The 18541-nt window shown below is 66.6% G+C and carries 16 protein-coding genes; 9 read left to right on the top strand and 7 right to left on the bottom strand.

Annotation, left to right across the window (positions count from 1 at the left end; genetic code table 11):
* Positions 1–108 precede the first annotated feature (108 nt).
* Positions 109–1107, top strand: a complete 999-nt coding sequence (locus BI327_RS34545; RefSeq protein WP_083742314.1) for a LysR family transcriptional regulator — start codon at positions 109–111, stop codon at positions 1105–1107.
* On the opposite strand, the gene BI327_RS34540 is transcribed toward BI327_RS34545, so the two are convergent.
* The 7 genes from BI327_RS34540 to BI327_RS34510 form a co-directional block, all read right to left on the bottom strand.
* Positions 1061–2110: an amidohydrolase family protein gene (locus tag BI327_RS34540; RefSeq protein WP_245335018.1), complete on the bottom strand. Its 1050-nt coding sequence runs from the start codon at positions 2108–2110 to the stop codon at positions 1061–1063. The genes BI327_RS34545 and BI327_RS34540 overlap by 47 nt on opposite strands.
* Entirely contained in the window at positions 2107–2940 is an 834-nt protein-coding gene (locus tag BI327_RS34535; protein WP_076865823.1) for a citryl-CoA lyase, read from the bottom strand. Before BI327_RS34535 ends, BI327_RS34540 begins: the two co-directional genes overlap by 4 nt.
* Positions 2941–2962: 22 nt before the next feature.
* Complete coding sequence (locus BI327_RS34530; protein WP_076865822.1) at positions 2963–4240, bottom strand: CaiB/BaiF CoA transferase family protein; 1278 nt, start codon at positions 4238–4240, stop codon at positions 2963–2965.
* A gap of 28 nt (positions 4241–4268) precedes the next feature.
* Positions 4269–5726, bottom strand: coding sequence for an SLC13 family permease (locus tag BI327_RS34525; RefSeq protein ID WP_076865821.1), 1458 nt, complete (start codon positions 5724–5726; stop codon positions 4269–4271).
* A 222-nt stretch (positions 5727–5948) separates the two neighbouring features.
* On the bottom strand, positions 5949–6977 hold the full coding sequence (locus tag BI327_RS34520; protein ID WP_076865820.1) for a class II aldolase/adducin family protein: 1029 nt from the start codon (positions 6975–6977) through the stop codon (positions 5949–5951).
* A 10-nt stretch (positions 6978–6987) separates the two neighbouring features.
* On the bottom strand, positions 6988–7857 hold the full coding sequence (locus BI327_RS34515) for a TIGR01459 family HAD-type hydrolase (RefSeq protein WP_076865819.1): 870 nt from the start codon (positions 7855–7857) through the stop codon (positions 6988–6990).
* Positions 7854–9134, bottom strand: a complete 1281-nt coding sequence (locus tag BI327_RS34510) for an FGGY-family carbohydrate kinase (protein ID WP_076865818.1) — start codon at positions 9132–9134, stop codon at positions 7854–7856. The genes BI327_RS34515 and BI327_RS34510 overlap by 4 nt, the downstream gene beginning before the upstream one ends.
* 133 nt (positions 9135–9267) lie before the next feature.
* On the opposite strand from BI327_RS34510, the gene BI327_RS34505 reads away from it, so the two are divergent.
* The 8 genes from BI327_RS34505 (at position 9268) to BI327_RS34470 (ending at position 18523) form a co-directional block, all read left to right on the top strand.
* Positions 9268–10284 carry a sugar-binding transcriptional regulator gene (locus BI327_RS34505; protein ID WP_076865817.1) on the top strand — a complete coding sequence of 339 codons (1017 nt, stop codon included), beginning with the start codon at positions 9268–9270 and terminating at the stop codon, positions 10282–10284.
* A 28-nt stretch (positions 10285–10312) separates the two neighbouring features.
* The gene (locus BI327_RS34500; protein ID WP_076865816.1) at positions 10313–11752 is read left to right on the top strand and encodes an extracellular solute-binding protein; all 1440 of its coding nucleotides are present in this window, start codon (positions 10313–10315) and stop codon (positions 11750–11752) included.
* A gap of 117 nt (positions 11753–11869) precedes the next feature.
* Entirely contained in the window at positions 11870–12799 is a 930-nt protein-coding gene (locus BI327_RS34495) for a carbohydrate ABC transporter permease (protein ID WP_174683070.1), read from the top strand.
* A gap of 14 nt (positions 12800–12813) precedes the next feature.
* A complete protein-coding gene (locus tag BI327_RS34490) occupies positions 12814–13671 on the top strand; it encodes a carbohydrate ABC transporter permease (RefSeq protein WP_028341199.1) in 858 nt (285 codons plus the stop codon).
* 4 nt (positions 13672–13675) lie between these two features.
* Positions 13676–14779, top strand: a complete 1104-nt coding sequence (locus tag BI327_RS34485) for an ABC transporter ATP-binding protein (RefSeq protein WP_076865814.1) — start codon at positions 13676–13678, stop codon at positions 14777–14779.
* A 12-nt stretch (positions 14780–14791) separates the two neighbouring features.
* Entirely contained in the window at positions 14792–15907 is a 1116-nt protein-coding gene (locus BI327_RS34480) for an ABC transporter ATP-binding protein (RefSeq protein ID WP_394329905.1), read from the top strand.
* Positions 15908–15909: 2 nt separating this feature from the next.
* Complete coding sequence (locus BI327_RS34475) at positions 15910–17490, top strand: FGGY-family carbohydrate kinase (RefSeq protein WP_076865813.1); 1581 nt, start codon at positions 15910–15912, stop codon at positions 17488–17490.
* Positions 17483–18523, top strand: a complete 1041-nt coding sequence (locus BI327_RS34470) for a 2-hydroxyacid dehydrogenase (protein ID WP_076865908.1) — start codon at positions 17483–17485, stop codon at positions 18521–18523. The genes BI327_RS34475 and BI327_RS34470 overlap by 8 nt, the downstream gene beginning before the upstream one ends.
* Positions 18524–18541 lie beyond the last annotated feature (18 nt).

Here is an 18541-nt window from a genome sequence, read left to right as displayed (position 1 = left end):
GGGCCGGTTACCCCGACGGGGCCCGGCTGTGTTAGCGTCGAAAATGCCAGACTGAGCGGACAGCGGTCCAATCGCTAATGTTCAAGAACCGATAACCGGGAGGAAGAAGTGGACCTTCGCGACCTCACCTATTTCGAGGTGATTGCCGACCTCGGCCATATGGGCCGGGCCGCGGACAAGCTCGGCCGCACGCAACCCGCGCTGACCAAATGCATCCAGCGCCTCGAGGAAGCCGTGGGCGCCGATCTGTTCGAGCGGACCGGTCGCGGGATCACCCTCACGCGCGTCGGCGAAGTGCTGCTGGCGCGGGCCCGGCGGATGCGCGAGGCGATGGAGGAATCGCTGCGCGAGGTCACCGATTTCGCCGCCGGTGCCGCCGGTCGCGTCAGCATCGGCTGTGGCGCGACGATGGGCGAGTACCTGCTGCCCCAGATCTGCCGCGCCATCATCGCCGACGCGCCGGGCCTTGCGATCGAGGTGCAGATCGGAATGAGCGGCGTGGTCAGGGCGGCGCTGCGCGAGCGAACGCTGGATCTTGCGATCGGCCCGATCCTTCCGTCCGACGAGCAGGAGTTCAGTCACGAGGCGTTCGGTATGGACGACGTCGTCGTGGTCGCGGCAAAGGACCATCCGCTTTGCGGCAAGCGGCTCGCCATCGAGGACCTGGTCGCCGCGAAATGGGTGCTGCCGGCCCGTACGGTGGCGATGCGCCAGTGGCTCGACAACGTGTTCGAAGCGCATGGCCTTGCGCCGCCCATGGTCCAGATCGAGACCAATTCGATCACGACGCTGCCCAAGCTGATCGCCGACACGGCGCTGCTCAGCTTCACGTCCACGCGGAATTTGCATCCGCATCGCTTGGGCAGCCAGCTCGACCGCCTGATGATCGACACCACCACGATGCGACGGCCGCTGGGTTTCGTCACCCGCCGGGATGGCTACCTCTCTCCGGCCGCGCAGCGGGTCGTGAGCCTGCTCAAATCCAGGGGGCGCGACTTTCTCGAACAGGTCACGCTGCCCGGCATGACGGATGCCGCGGCCACCATGCCGGCCATCGTGGTCAGCCGGGGAGAGCGAGCCCATAAACGCGCGCGGCAGTCCCACTGAACAGGCTCGCGCGATCGCTCTCGCTGACATGGCGCGTCAAGCGTTTGAATGCATTCCACACCGACCCATAGCCATACGAGCCCTTGTCGACCGGAAAATTGCTTTCGAACATGCATCGTTGCGCGCCGAATACCTCGATGCAAAGCTCGATGTAGGGCCGCCAGGCCGCGGCGAGGACTTCCGACGCGGGCGGGGCGTCCAGCGTCTCGAAACCGAATCCATTGATCCGCATGCCAAGACCGCCGAGCTTGACATAGACATTCTCGCATCCCGCGAGCTCACGCATGGCGCGCGACCATTCGGCGAAGATCTCGGCGCGCCGATCCCTATAGGCGCCGATCCCGACGATCCCGCCGAGATGGTCGAGCACGATTGTCGTTTGCGGAAACGCCCGCGCGAGTTCGGTCAGTTCGGAGATTTGCGGGTGGAACAGCCATGCGTCGAACACCAGCCCCAATGGCGCCAGCCGCGCGAAGCCGGCGCGAAATGCGCTGTCGCCGAGCAGCCCGGGCGGACCGGCACTCAGCGGATTCATCAGGCTTCGATCCGCGTCCCGCACGGTAATGTGCCGGATGCCGCTGAAGCGACCGGGCGCGGCGGCGATGTGGGCCTCCAGCACCGGCGTCACGTCGTCTCCGAGACGCAGATCGGCGTGGCCGACGATCCCGGCACAAAGTTGCCGCGGTCCGTAATTGCCGCTCGCGCTCGTGGCCGCGACGCCGTTGACGAACTCGGTCTCGCCGACGACGCGCATCGCGGCCGGTCCAACGTCCCGGTACATCGCCTGGCATTGCATGAAGACGCTCGCCATGACGTTGTGGCCGCTGCCGGCGATATCCGCGAGATATTCGTCGAACAGATACCGCCAGCCTTGCCGGTCCCAAAGGTGATGGTGCGCATCGATGATCGGCAGTTCGGGTTCGAGCGCCGCCTCGACGCCGCGCGCCAGCCAGTCCGGTCGCACGGCGAGATAATTGCCGCCTCCGGTCTGCGATGCGATCACTTGGCGAAATCCCGCGGAGCCGGTCCGGTGTAGCGATAGGGAATGCCGGGTGGCATCGGCCCCTTGATCCGGCCGCCCTGCTGCGATTGCTCCCATGCATGCGCCAGGATGCCCACGGAACGCGAGAGGATGAACAGGCCGCGCCCCAGCGCAGGCGAAAACCCCAGCTCCGAATAGATCACGGCGGTTGCGCCGTCGATGTTCATGGGAATCTTGCGGCCCTTGCGCTGCTGCATCTCGGCCTCGACGCCGCGGCCGATCTCGGCGAAGCGGCCGGACACCACCTCGTTGCTGCGGGCCGCGTCGACGAGCTCGAGCAGCCGCGGCGAGCGCGGGTCGATCGGATGAAAGCGGTGTCCGAAGCCGGGCACGATCTTTCCATGCGCCGCGGCGAAAGCGTCGAGGCCTTGCTGGATGGCTGTCTTCAGCTCGACGCCCGTCTCCTGACGGCGTGCGATGCCGGAGTAGAGCTTCATGCATTGTTCGCCGGCGCCGCCGTGAATGTCGTCCAGCACGTTGATGGCCGAGGCCATCGCGCCATTGAGGGGGAGGCCACAGGTCACGGCCATTCGTCCGATCGCGATCGACGGCGCCTGGGGACCGTGATCGACGGCGGAGACGAGCGCGGCCTCCAGCAGCGCGCCTTGCTCGGGCGACGGCAGATCGCCCTTCAGCATCAGCCAGATCATTTGCGGGAACGACACCCGGCCGATCAATTGCTCGATTGGGAAGCCGCGAAACCGGATCACGCCGGGCTTCATGTCGATGATGTCGGTCGACCACCATTGGGTGGCCTTTTGCAGCAGGTCTGCGGTGCCTTGATCGGTCATGGCATCTGTCCTCGATTTCTTCTCAACTGCTTGAAGTTTCGGCGCGCGTCTTCAGGTCCGGCATCCGGACGCTCTCCCGCGCCGTTGGCCGGTTGTCGAAGGCGACGACGCCGCGCTGGCCAAGATCCTCGATCTCGGCGTGCGTGAAGCCGAGCTGTCCGAGCCATTTCTCGGTGTGTTGTCCGAGGCTGGGTGGCGGCGATGGTTCCGGATAGTCGGTCTCGAGCCGGAAGCCCGGGCGGGTGACGCGCATCGTCTGGCCGCCCGAGACCTCAGCCTTCAGGCTTTCGACGAATTTGCGGCCGACGATCTGCGCTTCGTTCAGTACCTGCGGCACACTCAGCACGCATCCTGCCGGCACGCCCTTGGCGTTGAACAACGTCTCCCATTCGGCCGCGGATTTGGCGGCGAGAGCGGCCTCGAGCTCGCGCTTCAAGGCGACGCGATAGTCCTTGCGGGACTGCCGCTCGCGAAACAGCGGATCGGTCTTCAGCTCCGGCTTTCCGACGATGTCGCACAACGCTTCGAACTGCTTCTGTTCGTTGGCCGCGATGTTGAGCGGTCCGCAGCCTGTTGCGAACGTGCCGGAGGGGGCCGCCGTGAAATTCTCGTTGCCGATCGGCTGCGGATCGACATTGCCGTTGAGGTGGTTGGAGACCACCCAGCCCATCGCTGCCAAAGTCGATTCGAGCAGTGAGACATCGATCTGCCGCCCGCGCCCGGTCTGCCGCTGCTCGACGAGCGCGGCCGTGATCGCAAAGGATGCGGTGAGGCCCGCGATCGTGTCGGCGATCGGAAAACCGGTGCGCAGCGGCGCGGTCTCGGCATCGCCCGTGACGCTCATGACGCCGGAAAGCCCTTGAACGATCTGATCGTAGGCGGGGCGTCCGGCCCACGGGCCGTCCTGTCCGAAGCCCGAGATGGCGCAATAGATGATCCGCGGGTTGCGTTTGGCGAGCACCTCATAACCGAGCCCGAGCCGTTCCATGACCTTCGGCCGGAAGTTCTCCAGCACGACGTCGGCCGTCTCGACGAGGCGGAGGAAGATCTCCTTGCCTTCATCGGCCTTGAAATCGATCGCGACGGACTGCTTGTCCGCGTTCACAGCGACGAACGACAGGCCCATCAGGTTCTTCGCCATTGCCGGATCGGCGCCGAGCCGGCGCGCGAGATCGCCGCCCTTGGGATTCTCGACCTTGACGACCTCGGCGCCGAGGCGGGCGAGCTGATAGCCGCAGAACGGCCCGGCAAGCACGTTCGAGAGATCGAGGATGCGAATGCCGGCGAGGGGCAGTGTCATAGGTGTTCTCCGGATGATGCTTGATTGATCAGACCAGCCCGAGCCAGTGCCACCAGGTCGCGGCGCACAGGGCATAGAGCAGGCAGGCGGCGATGCAGACGATGACGCCGACGCGCGGGAAGTCCTCGACGCGGAGCCGGCCGGTGCCGTAGACGAGGATGTTCGGCAGCGTGTTGTAGAACATCAAAAGCGGGTAACCGCCGATGATCATGCCGGCCGGCAGCGCCAGTGCGACCGGATTGACGCCAGCGGTCGTTGCCATCGCCAGGATGATCGGCAACAGCGCAGTCGCCATCGCGGTCGTGCCGACGAACATCACGTGCATGAACTGCACGATGAACATCACGACCACGATGACGACGAGCGCCGATGCTCCGGCGAGGCCAAGCGCATGGAAAATCGAATTCGCCAGCCAGTTGGCCGCGCCGGTCTTGAGCAGGATATCGCCGAGCGACACGCCGCCGCCGGCGATCAGCAGTACCTGCCAGGACACGCCTTTGTTGGCGTCGTTCCAGTCGATCACACCGAAACGCGGCAGGAACAGCAGGCAGGCTCCCATCAGGCAGACCACCGTGGTGTCGAGCCCGGTCAGGCCCTGCGTCGCCCACAGGCAGGTCACCAGCACGAACACCGCCAGCGCGCGCCATTCGGCCGACGACATCGCTCCCATCGCCGCGAGATTCTGCGAGATCCGTGCATCGGCCTGGTCATGGCCGGCCTTGAACTCCGGCGGAAACACGCGCTGGATCACCCACCAGGTGAACATGGTCATCAGCAGTGCCGGCGGGAATCCGTAGAGCAGCCATTCGGCATAGGTGATGGTGTGGCCGCTCATCTTGGCGACGAACTCGACGGTCACGGGATTCGGCACCGTTGCCGTCAACACGCCGGCGCCGATCGTCGCGTTGGTCATCGTCAGCGTCAGCAGCAGATTGATCGCGAATGGCGAGCGGGCCTGGGCTCCGAAGATCGTCAGGATGCTGAGGCATTCCGGCAGCAGGATTGCCGTACGCGCCGTAGACGACGGAACGAGAAAGGCGAGCGCAATATTGACCAGCGTCACGCCGAGCGTGATCCGCGTCGGTCCGCTGCCGAACCGCGCCAGAATGATGTAGGTGATGCGCTCGGCAAGCCGGGTCTTCACCATCGCGGTCGCGAGGATGAAGGCACCCACGATCAGATACACGGGCGAAGCGGAAAAGCCGTCGAGCGCGGTTCGAAGCGGGGCTGTTCCGGTCAGCACCGCGAGCGGCACGACCATCAGGCTGGCGATCGCCAACGGGATCGCCTCGGTCAGATAGAGCACGAAGATGCCGCCAAACAGCGCCAGTGCCTTGTGTCCCTGTAAGGACAGCGTGTCCGGAGTCGGGCTGAGCCAGATGGCGGCGGCGACGGCAAGGGCGAGGGGAGCGCCGATCGCCTTCAGCGTTGCCTCCAGCGAGCGCGGCGCGGCTTCGCTGGTCTCCGCGTGAGCGTGAGATGACACGTGTTTTCTCCCTGTCGAAGCATGCGGCGATGGTTCGGTGCCATCATGGATTTGGAGCCGTGCTTCGCAGTGGAATTAGCTCGCGGGTCGAACCAGCGTCCAATTGCAAGTTTTCAGGAGACCATAACCCGCGGGAATGTGCGCGGCCGACGCGGCCACAGCCCCTTGTAATCAGGCGCCTGGTTCGACGACCTGAGCCTGACGGAGACGTTGGGTGCCGGATCAGCGATCGGCCGTCAGCTGCTGGCGATAGCGCTCGGCGTCCCAGTTCAGCAATGCGTGCTCATTCTCTGCGGTCAGATAGTGGATCCGCGCGGCCAGAGGCAGGCGGCAGGTGACCAGTGCGAGACAGCTCAGCATGGCTTCCGCGCCGTCGCTCGCATCCGCGCGGATCAGGCTGCCGATATCAGGGACGAGAAAGGCAACCGGCGGCGGCAAACCGTTCGCAGCCGCTCGTGCGATCATCGCGCCGAGGTCCTCGCGATGCTCCAGGACCGGCAGGCCCGGGCCAAGGAACACGACGTGATCAGGATAGAGCGAGCCGCTGGTCGCGATCGCGCGGCTGTAGCGGTCGGTGGCGATGTCGTGGCTGCGTGGATCCCGCGGCAAGCGATAGTTGGTGCCGGCGCTGATTGTCTGGAGCGCGTCATGATCCGCAGCCGGTGCGCTCCGCTGCTCCAGCGCGAGGCGTTGTTCGACGTCGGCGACCAGAGCTTCCGCCGCGTCACAGGTGGCGGCTCCGACCACCAGGCCATGATTGCCGAGGATCAGCACGTCGACGCCATCCTGTGCGATCGCCTCGCTGACCGCGCGCGCCAGCGGCAGCCCCGGGTGGTGGTAGTCGAGGTAGCGCCAGGCCAGTCCGTCCAGACGCCGGGCAAATTCGTCGCGGGCGTCGGTGCGCACCGCCCATGCGATGGTGTTGACGGAATGGACATGCAGCACGATCCGATGCGGCATCAGCGCATGCAGCGAGGTCTCGATCGAGGCGCGCAGCGTCGTCCCGGCGTTCGGTGCGAGCGGCACGCGCTCGTCGCCTTGCGTCAGCGCCGCGCGCGCGGCCGACAGTGCGACCGGCACGAAAATCTCCTTGTCCTCGGCATCGGCGAGCCAGGTGCCCGACGCTTTCACCCACAGCGCGTCGCCATCCTTGATCGACGAATTGCCGCCGGCGCCCTGCACTAGCAGGATATTCCTGCCGACGCGCGCCGACATGCGGCGCAGTTCGTTCAGTGCTTGAGGCGGTCGCATCGCGCTGTTCTCACCAGGTCAGATGGTCCATCGTCCAGTGCGGCATCCGTGCCGCTGCGCCGGCCGCGGTCTTGATCGCCCGCGGCAAATCGCTCGCCTGCGCAAGCGTCGCGCGGTGCGCGCCGGAGCCGATCAGCAGGGTCAGCATGCCGGCACTGCGTCCGCCGGCGATATCGTGATCGATGGAATCGCCGATGACGAGGATCCGCTCCGGTGGCGGATGTCCCAATTGATCGCGCGCGGCGGCAAACATCGGCGGATACGGCTTGCCGACGAACAGCACGGTGCCGCCGAGCGATTGATAGAACGCGGCGAGCGCGCCAGGCGCGGGGATCAGCCCTGCGACGCCGAACATCACGAGATCCGGATTGGCGCACAGCATCGGCAGGTGCCGTGCGGCGGCCGCCGTCAGTTGCACACGCCAATGCTCGGGCTCCGCCGCATCGTCGTCGAGCCCGCCGAGCAGGATGAAATCGGCCTCGCGTATGTTGGACACCACCACGAGGTCGGTGCCGTCGACGATCGAGCGGTCGGCGTCGCGCGAGATCAGGAAACAGGCGCGTCCGAGCTCGGCAAAGGGCGCCTGCTCGCGTGCATGCAGGCCGCGCCAGGTGACCTCGCCCGAGGACAGCACGCCGTCATAGGCCTCCGGTGGCAGCCCGAGCGCGGCAAGGCGCCGCCGGTTGCTGCCGGCGCGCTTGCCGGAATTGGACAGGATCAGGATGCGCTTGCCGGCCTCGCGCAGCCGCGCCACGCATTCCAGCGCCGCGGGAAACACCGCCATGCCCTCGTGCAGCGTGCCCCATTGGTCGAGCAGCACATGGTCGAAGCGGTCGGCGATGGTGTGAAGGCCGGCGATCGCGGTCGCATCGGCCTTCATGGCGGACCTCCGTTCAGCGCGAGCAGCGCGGCGCCGTAGCTTGCTTCGGTCTGCTCGGCGACCGAGACGGGGACGCCGAGCACGCGGTGCCGGATCCTGGTCCATGCGTCGTTCTTCGCGCCGCCGCCGATGCCGATGACGCGGCGCAGGCGCGGCGCGCCGAGCCGTGCCAGCTGGCGGTATGCGAGGGCTTCGACCGAGGCGATGCCTTCGAGCAGGCCCTGGAAGAAGCGGCAATCTTCCGCCGGGCGCGGCGTGATCCGCGCGGCGAGCTCGGGATCGGCGATCGGGAAGCGTTCACCGGGTTTTGGCAGCGGGTAGTAGTCGAGCCCGGTCGGCTGCTCCGGTGTCACCTGCGGCGTCAGCCGCTCCATCTCGTCGGCGGTGAAATGCAGCAGCAGCGCCGCGCCGCCGGAGTTCGAGGCGCCGCCGGCCAGCCAGCGCTCGCCAAGCCGGTGCGAATAGACGCCTTGATCCGCGGCGAAGATCGGCTGGGTCGAAAGCTGCTTCACTACCAGCGTGGTGCCGAGCGAGGTGACGGCGTCGCCCGGCTGGTCGGCCCGGGTCGCGATGAAGGCCGCCACGCCGTCGGTGGTGCCGGCCGCGATGTGCGCTGTGGCGGGCAGTCCGAGCGAGCGCGCGATCTGCGGATCGATCTCGGAAAATGGCGTTCCCGGCATCAGCACCTCGGGAAGCAGATCATCGCGCACGTCGAGCCGATCCAGCCAGGACGGCCAGGCGCGCGCGACCGGGTCGTAGCCGAGCTTCAGCGCGTTGTTCTCGTCGCTGATGCCGTGATGGTTGGCGAGCCGGCCCGCGATCCAGTCGGCCTGGTGCACGGCGTGGCGCGGATCGCCGATATAGCCATCGTTCTGCAGATAGAGCAGCTTGGCGAGCGCGCTGCTCGCACCATGCGCGCCGCTCTCGCGCGGTGCGACCGCCGCTACGCGCGTCGCCTCATGCGTCGCGCGTGCATCATTGTACATCAGCCCCGGCGAGCAGGGGCGGCCGGCCGCATCGACCAGCAACAGCGTGCCCGACGTGCCGTCGACGACGATGCGCGTGACGTCGCCAAGATCGACGGTGTCGCCGAGCTTGCCGATCGCAGCGACCGTGGCCTGCCACCAGATCTCAGGCGTTTGGTCGATGGCGTTGCCGTTGACGCGCGGCGCAGGCAGTGCGACGGACGCGAAGCCGCGGATGCCGGCCTGCGGATCGATTGCACAGGCGCGGACTCCACCGGTTCCGACATCGATGCCGAGATACAAACCTCCCATCCGACTTCACCGCTCTCTGTGCCCGCGCTTCGACGTTGGTTGCGCTGCAGCACGTTTGGGGGATTGACGCCCCGTCCGGCCTCTGCAATTTTTTGCAGGACGTGAAGAAATTTGCAAGCGGACTTTTCCGGACATGGCACCCCCGCACGACAGGCTGCCGGTGATCGACGGCGAGGCGTCGCTCGCGACGCGCGCGGCATGGCTGTATTTCGCGGCCGGGCTCACGCAGTCGGAGGTCGCCGACCGCCTCAACATCCAGAGCACCAAGGCCCATCGCCTGATCGCGCGCGCCAGCCGCGAGGGCATGATCCGCGTGTTCGTCGAGGGACCGGTCGCCGAATGTGTCGCGCTGGAGAACGAGCTCGCGCAGCGCTTCGGCCTCTCGTTCTGCCGCGTCGCGCCCGATCTCGGCGAGGGCGATTGGCCGCTGAAGGCGCTGGCGCTGGAAGGCGCGAGCTTCCTGCGCCAGATCCTCGAGCGCGGCCAGGACAAGGTGATCGGCGTCGGTCACGGCCGCACGCTCGCCGCCGTCGTCGAGCAGATGCCGCAGACGCCGGCGCGCGAGGCGCAATTCGTGTCGCTGCTCGGCGGGCTGACGCGGAAATTCGCCGCCAACCCGTTTGACGTGATTCACAAGCTTGCCGAGCGCACCGGCGCGGAGGCCTATCTGTTGCCGGTGCCGGTGTTCGCCAATTCGGTCGCCGACCGCGCCGTGCTGATGCAGCAATTCGGCATTGCCGACGTGTTCGCGCTGGCACGCAAGGCCTCGCTGCTGTTCGTCGGCATCGGCCAGGTCAGCCGCGACGGCTTTCTGGTGTCGAGCGGCATGATCAAGCCTGACGAGGTCGTCGAGCTGAAGCGCGTCGGCGCCTGCGCCGACCTGCTCGGGCATTTCTTCAGCGCCGACGGAGCCGTGCTCGACACCGATCTCTCGGCCCGCGCCACCTCCATGAGCATGGCCGATCTCAGGAAGCATCGCATTGTCGCCATTGCCGGCGGCCCGGCCAAGGTGACCGCGCTGCGCGGCGTACTGCGCAGCGGCGTGTTGCACGGCCTCATCATCGACGAAGCGACCGCAAAGGCGCTCGCCACCGACAAGCCGGAGACCACATCCGGCAAGACAAGAAGCAAGACCCGGAAGGACACATAAAACAAGCGTCAACAAGGAGAGGAAATACATGTTCGATCGCGAGAAGAATCTGTTCGACTCCTACGCTGCCAAACGCATCAGCCGCCGCGATCTCCTCGACGGCGCCGCCAAGCTCGGCATTGCGGGCATCGCCGCAAATGCCGCCTTCGCCTCCTCGCTGTCGAAAGCGATGGCCGCGGACTTCAACTGGAAGGCTCAGAGCGGCAAGAGCGTCAAGCTGCTGCTGAACAAGCACCCCTATGTCGACGCGATGATCGGCGACATCGAGGCGTTCAAGTCGTTGACCGGCATGAACGTCACCTACGACATCTTCCCGGAGGACGTCTATTTCGACAAGGTGACGGCGGCGCTGTCGTCGAAGTCGGACCAGTACGACGCCTTCATGACCGGCGCCTACATGACCTGGACCTATGGTCCGGCGGGCTGGATCGAGGACCTCAACACCTACATCAAGGATCCCGCCAAGACCAACCCGGCCTTCGCCTGGGACGACGTGCTGCCTGGCTTGCGCGCCTCCACCGCGTGGGACGGCGTCGCCGGCTCCGAGCTCGGCTCGGGCAAGGCCAAGCAGTGGTGCATCCCGTGGGGCTATGAGCTCAACAACATCACCTACAACCGTAACGTCTTCGACAAGGTCGGCGTCAAGCCGCCGAAAAACCTCGACGAGATGCTCGAGGTCGCGGCCAAGATCACCAAGGACGCCGGCGGTCCCTACGGCGTCGGCGTGCGCGGCTCGCGCTCCTGGGCGACCATCCATCCCGGCTTCCTGTCGGCCTATTCGAACTTCGGCCAGAAGGATTTCGTGATGGAGGGCGGCAAGCTGAAGGCCGCCATGAACACCAAGGCTTCGAAGGAATTCCACGACAAATGGGTCAAGATGATCCAGGCCTCGGGCCCGAAGAACTGGTCGACCTACACCTGGTACCAGGTCGGCACCGATCTCGGCGCCGGCGCCTCGGGCATGATCTTCGACGCCGACATCCTCGGCTATTTCATGAACGGCGGCGACAACAAGGAGAAGGGGCATCTCGGCTACGCGCCGTTCGCCGCCAATCCGGCCGCCAAGGCGCCGACCCCGAACGTCTGGATCTGGTCGCTCGCGATGTCGAGCTTCTCCAAGCAGAAGGACGCAGCCTGGCTGTTCATGCAGTGGGCGGCGTCGGTCGAGCACGACCTGTTCGGCGCGCGCAAGATGGACTTCGTCAATCCGGTGCGCGCATCGGTGTGGAAGGACAGCGAGTTCCGCGACCGCATCGCGAAGTCATATCCCGGCTATCTCGAGCAGCACGACATGTCGTCGCCCGGCGCCAAGATCTACTTCACGGCGCAGCCGCTGTTCTTCGACCTGACCACCGAATGGGCCGCCTCGCTGCAGAAGATGGTGGCCAAGGAGGTCAGCGTCGACGAGGGGCTCGACAAGCTCGCCGACAGCATCAACCGCCAGCTCAAGCAGGCCGGTCTCGGCTGACGGACCAACTGTGCGGTGCATGATCCCCCGCACCGCACCCATCCGCCGGCTCGGATCCTTGTCCCGTCCGAGCCGGCGGCGTTTGCCAGCCCAACGCGATCTCTTATCATCATGAGCATGGTCCAACTTCTCCAGACGAACGCGCAGGCAGCGCCGGCCAAACCAAGGCCGCGCGTGCGCCTCTTGCCCTATCTGCTCAGCCTGCCGGCGCTGCTCGTCTGCGTGGCGATCCTGGTTCCGTTCGTGACCGCGGCGGTTTACTCGCTGCAGCGCTACCGGCTGAACCTGCCCTATCTGCGCGGCTTCATCGGCGCGGGCAATTACATCGACTTCCTGACTGATCCGGCGTTCTGGAATACGTTCCGGATCTCGATCACCTATACTGCGCTGACGGTCGTGCTCGAGCTCTTGCTCGGCCTCGGCATCGCGCTCCTGCTGCGCCGGCCGACCCGCTTCCACAATGCGGTGTCGATCATGCTGCTGCTGCCGCTGATGACGGCACCGGCGATCGCCGCGCTGATGTGGAAGCTGATGACCAATCCGAGCTTCGGCATCTTGTCCTATTTCATAGGCCTGTTCGGCGTCACCGATTTCAAATGGGCCTCCGATCCGTCGAGCGCGCTGTTCACGGTCGTGCTGGTCGACGTCTGGGTCTACACGCCCTTCATCATGATCCTGCTGCTGGCAGGCCTGCGCTCGCTGCCGCGGCAGCCGTTCGAGGCCGCGGCGCTCGACGGCGTGCCGGCGAGCTTCGTGTTCTTCCGGATCACGCTGCCGATGCTGGCGCCCTACATCATCACGGCCTCGCTGTTCCGGCTGCTCGATTCGATCCAGCAGTTCGACATCATCTATGCGATGACGCAGGGCGGGCCGGGCGACCGGCTGATGGTGTTCCAGGTGCAGGCCTATCTGGAGTTCTTCCAGTACACCAATGTCGGCAGGTCGGCGGCGCTGCTGATGATCCTATGGCTGATCACCAACATCCTGTCGAACATCTTCATCAAGAACTGGCTGCGGTTGCGCGCGCGTGCGCACGGCCACGCGTGACGGGGAGAGGCGCGATGGAACATTCCAGCCTTGCCGGTCGCATCTTCCGCGGTGTAGCGCTGACGCTGATCCTGATCTTCTTCATGTTTCCGATCGTCTGGATCTTCCTGATGTCGTTCCAGACCAACGAGCAGATCTTGCGGATTCCGCCGCGGATCCTGTTCGAGCCGACGCTTGCGAACTACGAGGCGCTGATCTCCGGCCAGCTGCGCACCGCGGCCGGCAATCTGCAGATCTCCTTCATGCGCAATCTGTTCAACAGCGTCGTACTGTCGAGCGCGGCGGTGCTGCTGGCGCTGCTGCTCGGCGTGCCGGCGGCCTATGCCTTTGCACGCTTCAAGTTCCGCCTCGGCGAGACGATTGCCTTTACGCTATTGTCGTTCCGCTTCGCGCCGCCGCTGCTCGTGCTGCTGCCGCTGTCGCTGTACTACCAGGAGCTCGGGCTCAACGACACTTACTTCGGTATCGTCTGGGTCTATCAGCTGATCGCGCTGCCGTTGATCCTGTGGATCGTGCGCGGCTATTTCGAGGATATCAGCCCCGATATCGAGCACGCCTATCGGCTGGCCGGACATTCCTGGCGCGAGGCCTTCACCCGGATCGCGGTGCCGCTGGCAGGACCCGGCATCGCCGCGGCGGGGCTGCTGTCGTTCATCTTCTGCTGGAACAATTTCGTCTTCGCCCTGATCCTGGCGTCGGCCGACAAGCAGCCGGTGACGGTCGGCGCGCTCGCCTTCGTCACCGCATCGGGAATCCAGTACGGCCAGATCGCGGCGGCGATCGTGCTGTCGGTGACGCCGACCCTGTTGCTCGCGCTCTATGCGCAGCGCTACCTGGTCGAGGGTCTGTCGCTCGGCGCGGTGAAAGGCTGATCCGATGGCGCGTCTCGAGATCAATTCGGTGAGCAAGGCATTCGGCGCGGCACGGCCCGCCGACGGATTGTCGCTGGCGGTCGAGCCCGGCGAGATCGTGGCGGTGTTCGGACCGTCCGGCAGCGGCAAGACCGTGCTGCTGCGCATGATCGCGGGCATGTTCGAACCCGACGACGGTGACATCACCGTCGGCGGCCGCTCGGTGGTCGGTGCTCCGCCCGAGCGGCGCGGCATCGGCATGGCGTTCCAGAACTTTGCCCTGTTTCCGCACATGACCGCCCGCGACAACATCGCAAGCGGCCTGCGCGCCAAGGGCGGCAGCAGCGATGTCGCGGGCCGGGTTGCCGCGATCAGCAAGCTGCTCAAGATCGAGCACGTGCTCGGCCACACCCCGCGCGAGCTGTCGAACGGACAGAAGCAGCGCACCGCGCTGGCGCGGGCGCTGATCGGCAATCCGGACGTGCTGCTGCTCGACGATCCCCTGCGCAATGTCGATGCCAAGCTGCGCTACGAGATGCGGCTCGAACTGCCGAACCTGCTGCGACGCGGAACCGCCGCCGTGCTCTATGTGACCCAGGACTATCGCGAGGCGATGGCGATCGCCGACCGCATCGCGGTCTTGATCGACGGCCGGCTCGCCCAGGTCGCAACCCCAGCCGATATCTATGCGCAGCCCGCGTCGGTTGCGATCGCGCGGCTGTTCGGCGATCCGACCATCAACCTTGCCGAGGTATCTCCAGTCGCCGAGCACGGCATGCTGTCGGCTGAGGTCGCCGGCGCCAGAATACGGCTCGGTGCGGCCGATGGCGCGACACCTGCCGGTCAATGGTGGCTGGGCGTCCGGCCGGAGGATCTCGCGGTCTCGGCCGTGGCTACGGACGATGCCATCCCGGCGCGGATCCTCGCGGTCACGCCGATGCACGAGAAGGCCGTGCTGCTGCTCCGTCTCGCCGACGGAACGGAATGGCTCGCGGCGTTGCCGCCGGATGCACCGCAAGGTGCGGCCGACGACAGTGTTTTCATCCGCTTCGCGAGCGATGCGGCGATGCTGTTCGATCGCGCGACCGGCCTGCGGATCGGGTCCTCGCACCGGCTCAAGGCGGCATAGGAGCGGATGGTCATGGACATGCTCGAGCTTCGAGGCATCGACAAGGTCTACCGCAGCCGCGGCAAGCCGCCGGTACATGCGGTGCGCGCGCTCGACATGGCGGTCGAGAAGGGTGAGATCGTCGCGCTGCTGGGATCGTCGGGCTGCGGCAAGACCTCGACCTTGCGCATGATCGCAGGCTTCGAGGACGTCTCGGCCGGATCGATCGCGCTCGGCGGGCGGCGGATCCACGAGCTGCCGCCGGCGCGGCGCAAGGTCGCGATGGCCTTCGAGGGCTACTCGCTCTATCCGCCGCTGACGGTCCGCGAGAACATCGCATTCGCGCTGAAATCCGCCCAGCTGCCGCGCGCCGAGGTGACGCGCCGCGTCGACGAGATCGCCCGCCTGGTCGAGATCGAGGACATCCTCGACAGCTATCCGCGCGCGATCTCCGGTGGGCAGCAGCAGCGCGTGTCGCTGGCGCGGGCGCTAGTGCGCGATGCCGATCTCTATCTGCTCGACGAGCCGATGGGGCAGCTCGAACCGCAGCTGCGCGCGGTGCTGCGCGGCCGCATCAAGAGCCTGCTCGCCGAGCGCGGCATGACCGCGATCTTCGTTACCCATGACCAGACCGAAGCCAGCGCACTGGCCGACCGCATCGCGGTGATGGAAGGCGGCGTGTTGCAGCAATTCGCCAGCGAGAAGGAGCTGAAGGGCCGCCCCGCCAATCTGTTCGTCGCGAGCTTCATCGGCGAGCCGCCGATGAACCTGCTCGACGCCGGCGTGACGCGGTCGGATGGCGGTTTCCGCCTGTCGGTCGGAACGGACATGGCTTTCGAGATCGGTGGCGCCGGGCTCGACGGTGAGGCAGCGAAGGCGCTCGCCGGCGCACCGCAGGTGCGGATCGGCATCCGTCCGCAGAAGATCGCGGTCGGGACCGGGGAGGTCAGGGTCAAGGTTGTCTCCAATCAGTGGCTCGGCGACCAGTCGCACATCGCCGGCGATTGCGGCGGCCGCATGCTGATCGCGGTGACGCCGGGCCGCGTCGCCGCGCGGCCGGGCGACGTCGTTCCGTTCGCGCTGGAGCCGCGTCATTTGCACATCTTCGGCGGTGACGGAACCTGCATTCGCCACGCGGAGGTGTCCTGACCATGGCCGCGTCCGCAAGCCGCGACGTCATCATCGGCATCGATGCCGGCACCTCGCTGATCAAGGCGGTGGCGTTTACGCTGGCCGGCGAGCAGCTTGCCGATGTCTCGCAGCCGAATGCGTATAGCAGCCTGGCCGGCGGCCATGTCGAGCAGGACATGGCGCGGACCTGGAGCGATACGGTCGCGGTGATTCGCGCGCTTGCGAAGTCGGTGCCCGACTTGCCGGCACGGATCGCGGCGATCGCGGTGACCGGGCAGGGTGACGGGACCTGGCTGATCGATGACGATGGCCGGCCGGTCGCGCCGGCGCTGCTGTGGCTGGACTCCCGCGCCGGGCGGCTGGTTGAGGAGATCCGCTCCAGCGAGCGCAACGCGCCGCTCTATCACCGCACCGGTTCCGGGCTCAATGCCTGCCAGCAGGGACCGCAACTGGCGTGGCTGCAGGCGCACCAGCCCGAGACGATCGCCAGAGCGACCACGGCGTTCCATTGCAAGGACTGGCTCTATTTCCTGCTCACCGGCGAGCGCGCCACCGATCCGTCGGAAGCCACGTTCTCCTGCGGCGAATTCCGCAAGCGCGGCTTCGATGCGGAGACCGCGCGGCTGATCGGCATCGCCGAGCTGACGCGCCTGTTTCCGCCAGTCGTTGACGGCGCGGTCACGACGCATCCGCTCACCGCGGCGGCGGCGATCGAGATCGGCCTGCCGGAAGGCGTCCCGGTCTGCCTCGGCTATGTCGATGTGATCTGCAACGCGCTCGGGGCCGGGCTGTACGATCCGTCGCCCGACGTCGGCTGCACCATCATCGGCTCGACCGGCATGCATATGCGGCTGGTTGCGAGCGCGGACGCGGTGACGCTGAACCGCGAGGCGACCGGCTACACCATGGCATTCCCGGTGCCGGGTCACTATGCCCAGATGCAGTCCAACATGGCGGCCACGCTGAACATCGACTGGATGCTCGATCTCGCCTGCGACATGCTGGCGGCGGAAGGCGTGACGCGCACACGCGCCGAGCTGATCCGCCGGCTCGACGATCAGGTGCTGCGGGCCAGGCCCGGCGAGGTGCTGTTCCACCCCTTCATCTCCGATGCCGGCGAGCGTGGTCCGTTCGTCGCGCATGAGGCCAGCGCGCAATTCTTCGGCCTGCGCTCACGCCACCGCTATGGCGATCTGATGCGCGGCGTGATGGAGGGCCTGGCCTTTGCCGCGCGGGATTGCTACGCCGCGATGGGGTCGCTGCCGCGCGATGTCAGGATCACAGGCGGCGCGGCGAAGAGCCGCGCGCTCGGCGCCATCCTCGGCGCTGCACTGGATTGCGACGTCCGCATCTGTAGCCGCGCCGAGGCCGGCGCCGCGGGCGTCGCGATGATCGCTGCCGTGACCATCGATGCCTATCCCGACATGCGCGCCTGCGCCGAGCAGTGGGTTACGCCGCATCTGAGTGCCCCGCAATCGCCTGATGCCGCGCTGGCGAAGCGCTACGCCAGCATCTTCCCGACCTATCTCGATGCAAGGCTGGCGTCGCGGCCGGTCTGGAAGCAACTCGCCGCGCTACGCGCCGGAGGCGACCATGTCTAAGTCCATCGCCATCATCGGCGACCGCTTCATGCTGCCCTCGATGTTCGCCGAGCATATCCGGGCCGCCTGCGGTAATGGCGTCGATATCCGCTCCCTGGAGCAGCCCTGGCCGGACGAGCCGATGGAGCACGGTTACGCCGGCTCGAAGCTCGACGGCCTGAAGGAGTTCATGGGGCAGCCGGACGAGATCATCGACTTTATCGGCGACGCCGAGCTGCTCGTCACCCATCTGGCGCCGATCTCGCGATCGATGCTGGAGCGGCTGCCGAAGCTCAGGTTCATCGCAGTGTCGCGGGGCGGGCCCGTCAACGTCGACATGCGGGCGGCGCGCGACCATAGCGTGCTGGTGGTCAACACGCCCGGCCGCAATGCGAGCGCGGTGGCGGAGTTCACCATCGGCGCCATTCTCGCCGAGACACGCCTGATCCGCAGCGGCCATGAAGCGCTGCGCGGCGGGGAATGGCGCGGCGATCTCTATCGCGCCGACCGCACCGGGCGCGAGCTCGGCGAGATGACGGTCGGCATCGTCGGCTATGGCGCGATCGGCAGCCGTGTCGTCAAGCTGCTGAAGGCGTTCGGCTGCAAGATTCTGGTCGCCGACCCCTATGTCCAGCTCAGCGCCCAGGACCGCAACGACGGCGTCGAGCACGTCGCGCTCGGCGAATTGCTCGGCCGCGCCGACGTCATCACGCTGCACGCGCGGGTGACGCCCGAGACCACTCATTTCATCGGGCGCGACGCGCTGGCGCGGATCAAGCAGGGCGCATTCCTGATCAATACCGCGCGCGGCCCGCTGGTCGATTACGAGGCGCTGCATGACGCGCTGGCCTCGGGGCATCTCGGCGGCGCGATGCTCGACACCTTCGCGGTCGAGCCGGTCCCGGTGGACTGGCCGCTCTTGCGACTTCCCAACGTCACGTTGACGCCGCATATCGCCGGCGCCTCCGTGCGCACCGTCACCGTGGCTGCCGAGCAGGCGGCCGAAGAGGTTCGCCGCTTCCTGGCCGGCGAGCCGCCACGCAATCCGTGCTGAAGAAGAAAGGCAGTCCGT

It is taken from the genome of Bradyrhizobium mercantei (genome assembly GCF_001982635.1).
Classification (GTDB): Bacteria; Pseudomonadota; Alphaproteobacteria; order Rhizobiales; family Xanthobacteraceae; genus Bradyrhizobium; species Bradyrhizobium mercantei.
Note: the sequence above shows the minus strand (reverse complement) of the source record. Positions and strands in the feature narration are given on the sequence as shown.

Excerpts from the sequence above, each read along its gene's own strand:
- BI327_RS34535 (WP_076865823.1), bottom strand. The coding sequence starts at position 2,940 with ATGACCGATCAAGGCACCGCAGACCTGCTGCAAAAGGCCACCCAATGG.
- BI327_RS34530 (WP_076865822.1), bottom strand. The coding sequence starts at position 4,240 with ATGACACTGCCCCTCGCCGGCATTCGCATCCTCGATCTCTCGAACGTG.
- BI327_RS34520 (WP_076865820.1), bottom strand. The coding sequence starts at position 6,977 with ATGCGACCGCCTCAAGCACTGAACGAACTGCGCCGCATGTCGGCGCGC.
- BI327_RS34515 (WP_076865819.1), bottom strand. The coding sequence starts at position 7,857 with ATGAAGGCCGATGCGACCGCGATCGCCGGCCTTCACACCATCGCCGAC.
- BI327_RS34510 (WP_076865818.1), bottom strand. The coding sequence starts at position 9,134 with ATGGGAGGTTTGTATCTCGGCATCGATGTCGGAACCGGTGGAGTCCGC.
- BI327_RS34505 (WP_076865817.1), top strand. The coding sequence starts at position 9,268 with ATGGCACCCCCGCACGACAGGCTGCCGGTGATCGACGGCGAGGCGTCG.
- BI327_RS34500 (WP_076865816.1), top strand. The coding sequence starts at position 10,313 with ATGTTCGATCGCGAGAAGAATCTGTTCGACTCCTACGCTGCCAAACGC.
- BI327_RS34495 (WP_174683070.1), top strand. The coding sequence starts at position 11,870 with ATGGTCCAACTTCTCCAGACGAACGCGCAGGCAGCGCCGGCCAAACCA.
- BI327_RS34490 (WP_028341199.1), top strand. The coding sequence starts at position 12,814 with ATGGAACATTCCAGCCTTGCCGGTCGCATCTTCCGCGGTGTAGCGCTG.
- BI327_RS34485 (WP_076865814.1), top strand. The coding sequence starts at position 13,676 with ATGGCGCGTCTCGAGATCAATTCGGTGAGCAAGGCATTCGGCGCGGCA.
- BI327_RS34480 (WP_394329905.1), top strand. The coding sequence starts at position 14,792 with ATGGACATGCTCGAGCTTCGAGGCATCGACAAGGTCTACCGCAGCCGC.
- BI327_RS34475 (WP_076865813.1), top strand. The coding sequence starts at position 15,910 with ATGGCCGCGTCCGCAAGCCGCGACGTCATCATCGGCATCGATGCCGGC.
- BI327_RS34470 (WP_076865908.1), top strand. The coding sequence starts at position 17,483 with ATGTCTAAGTCCATCGCCATCATCGGCGACCGCTTCATGCTGCCCTCG.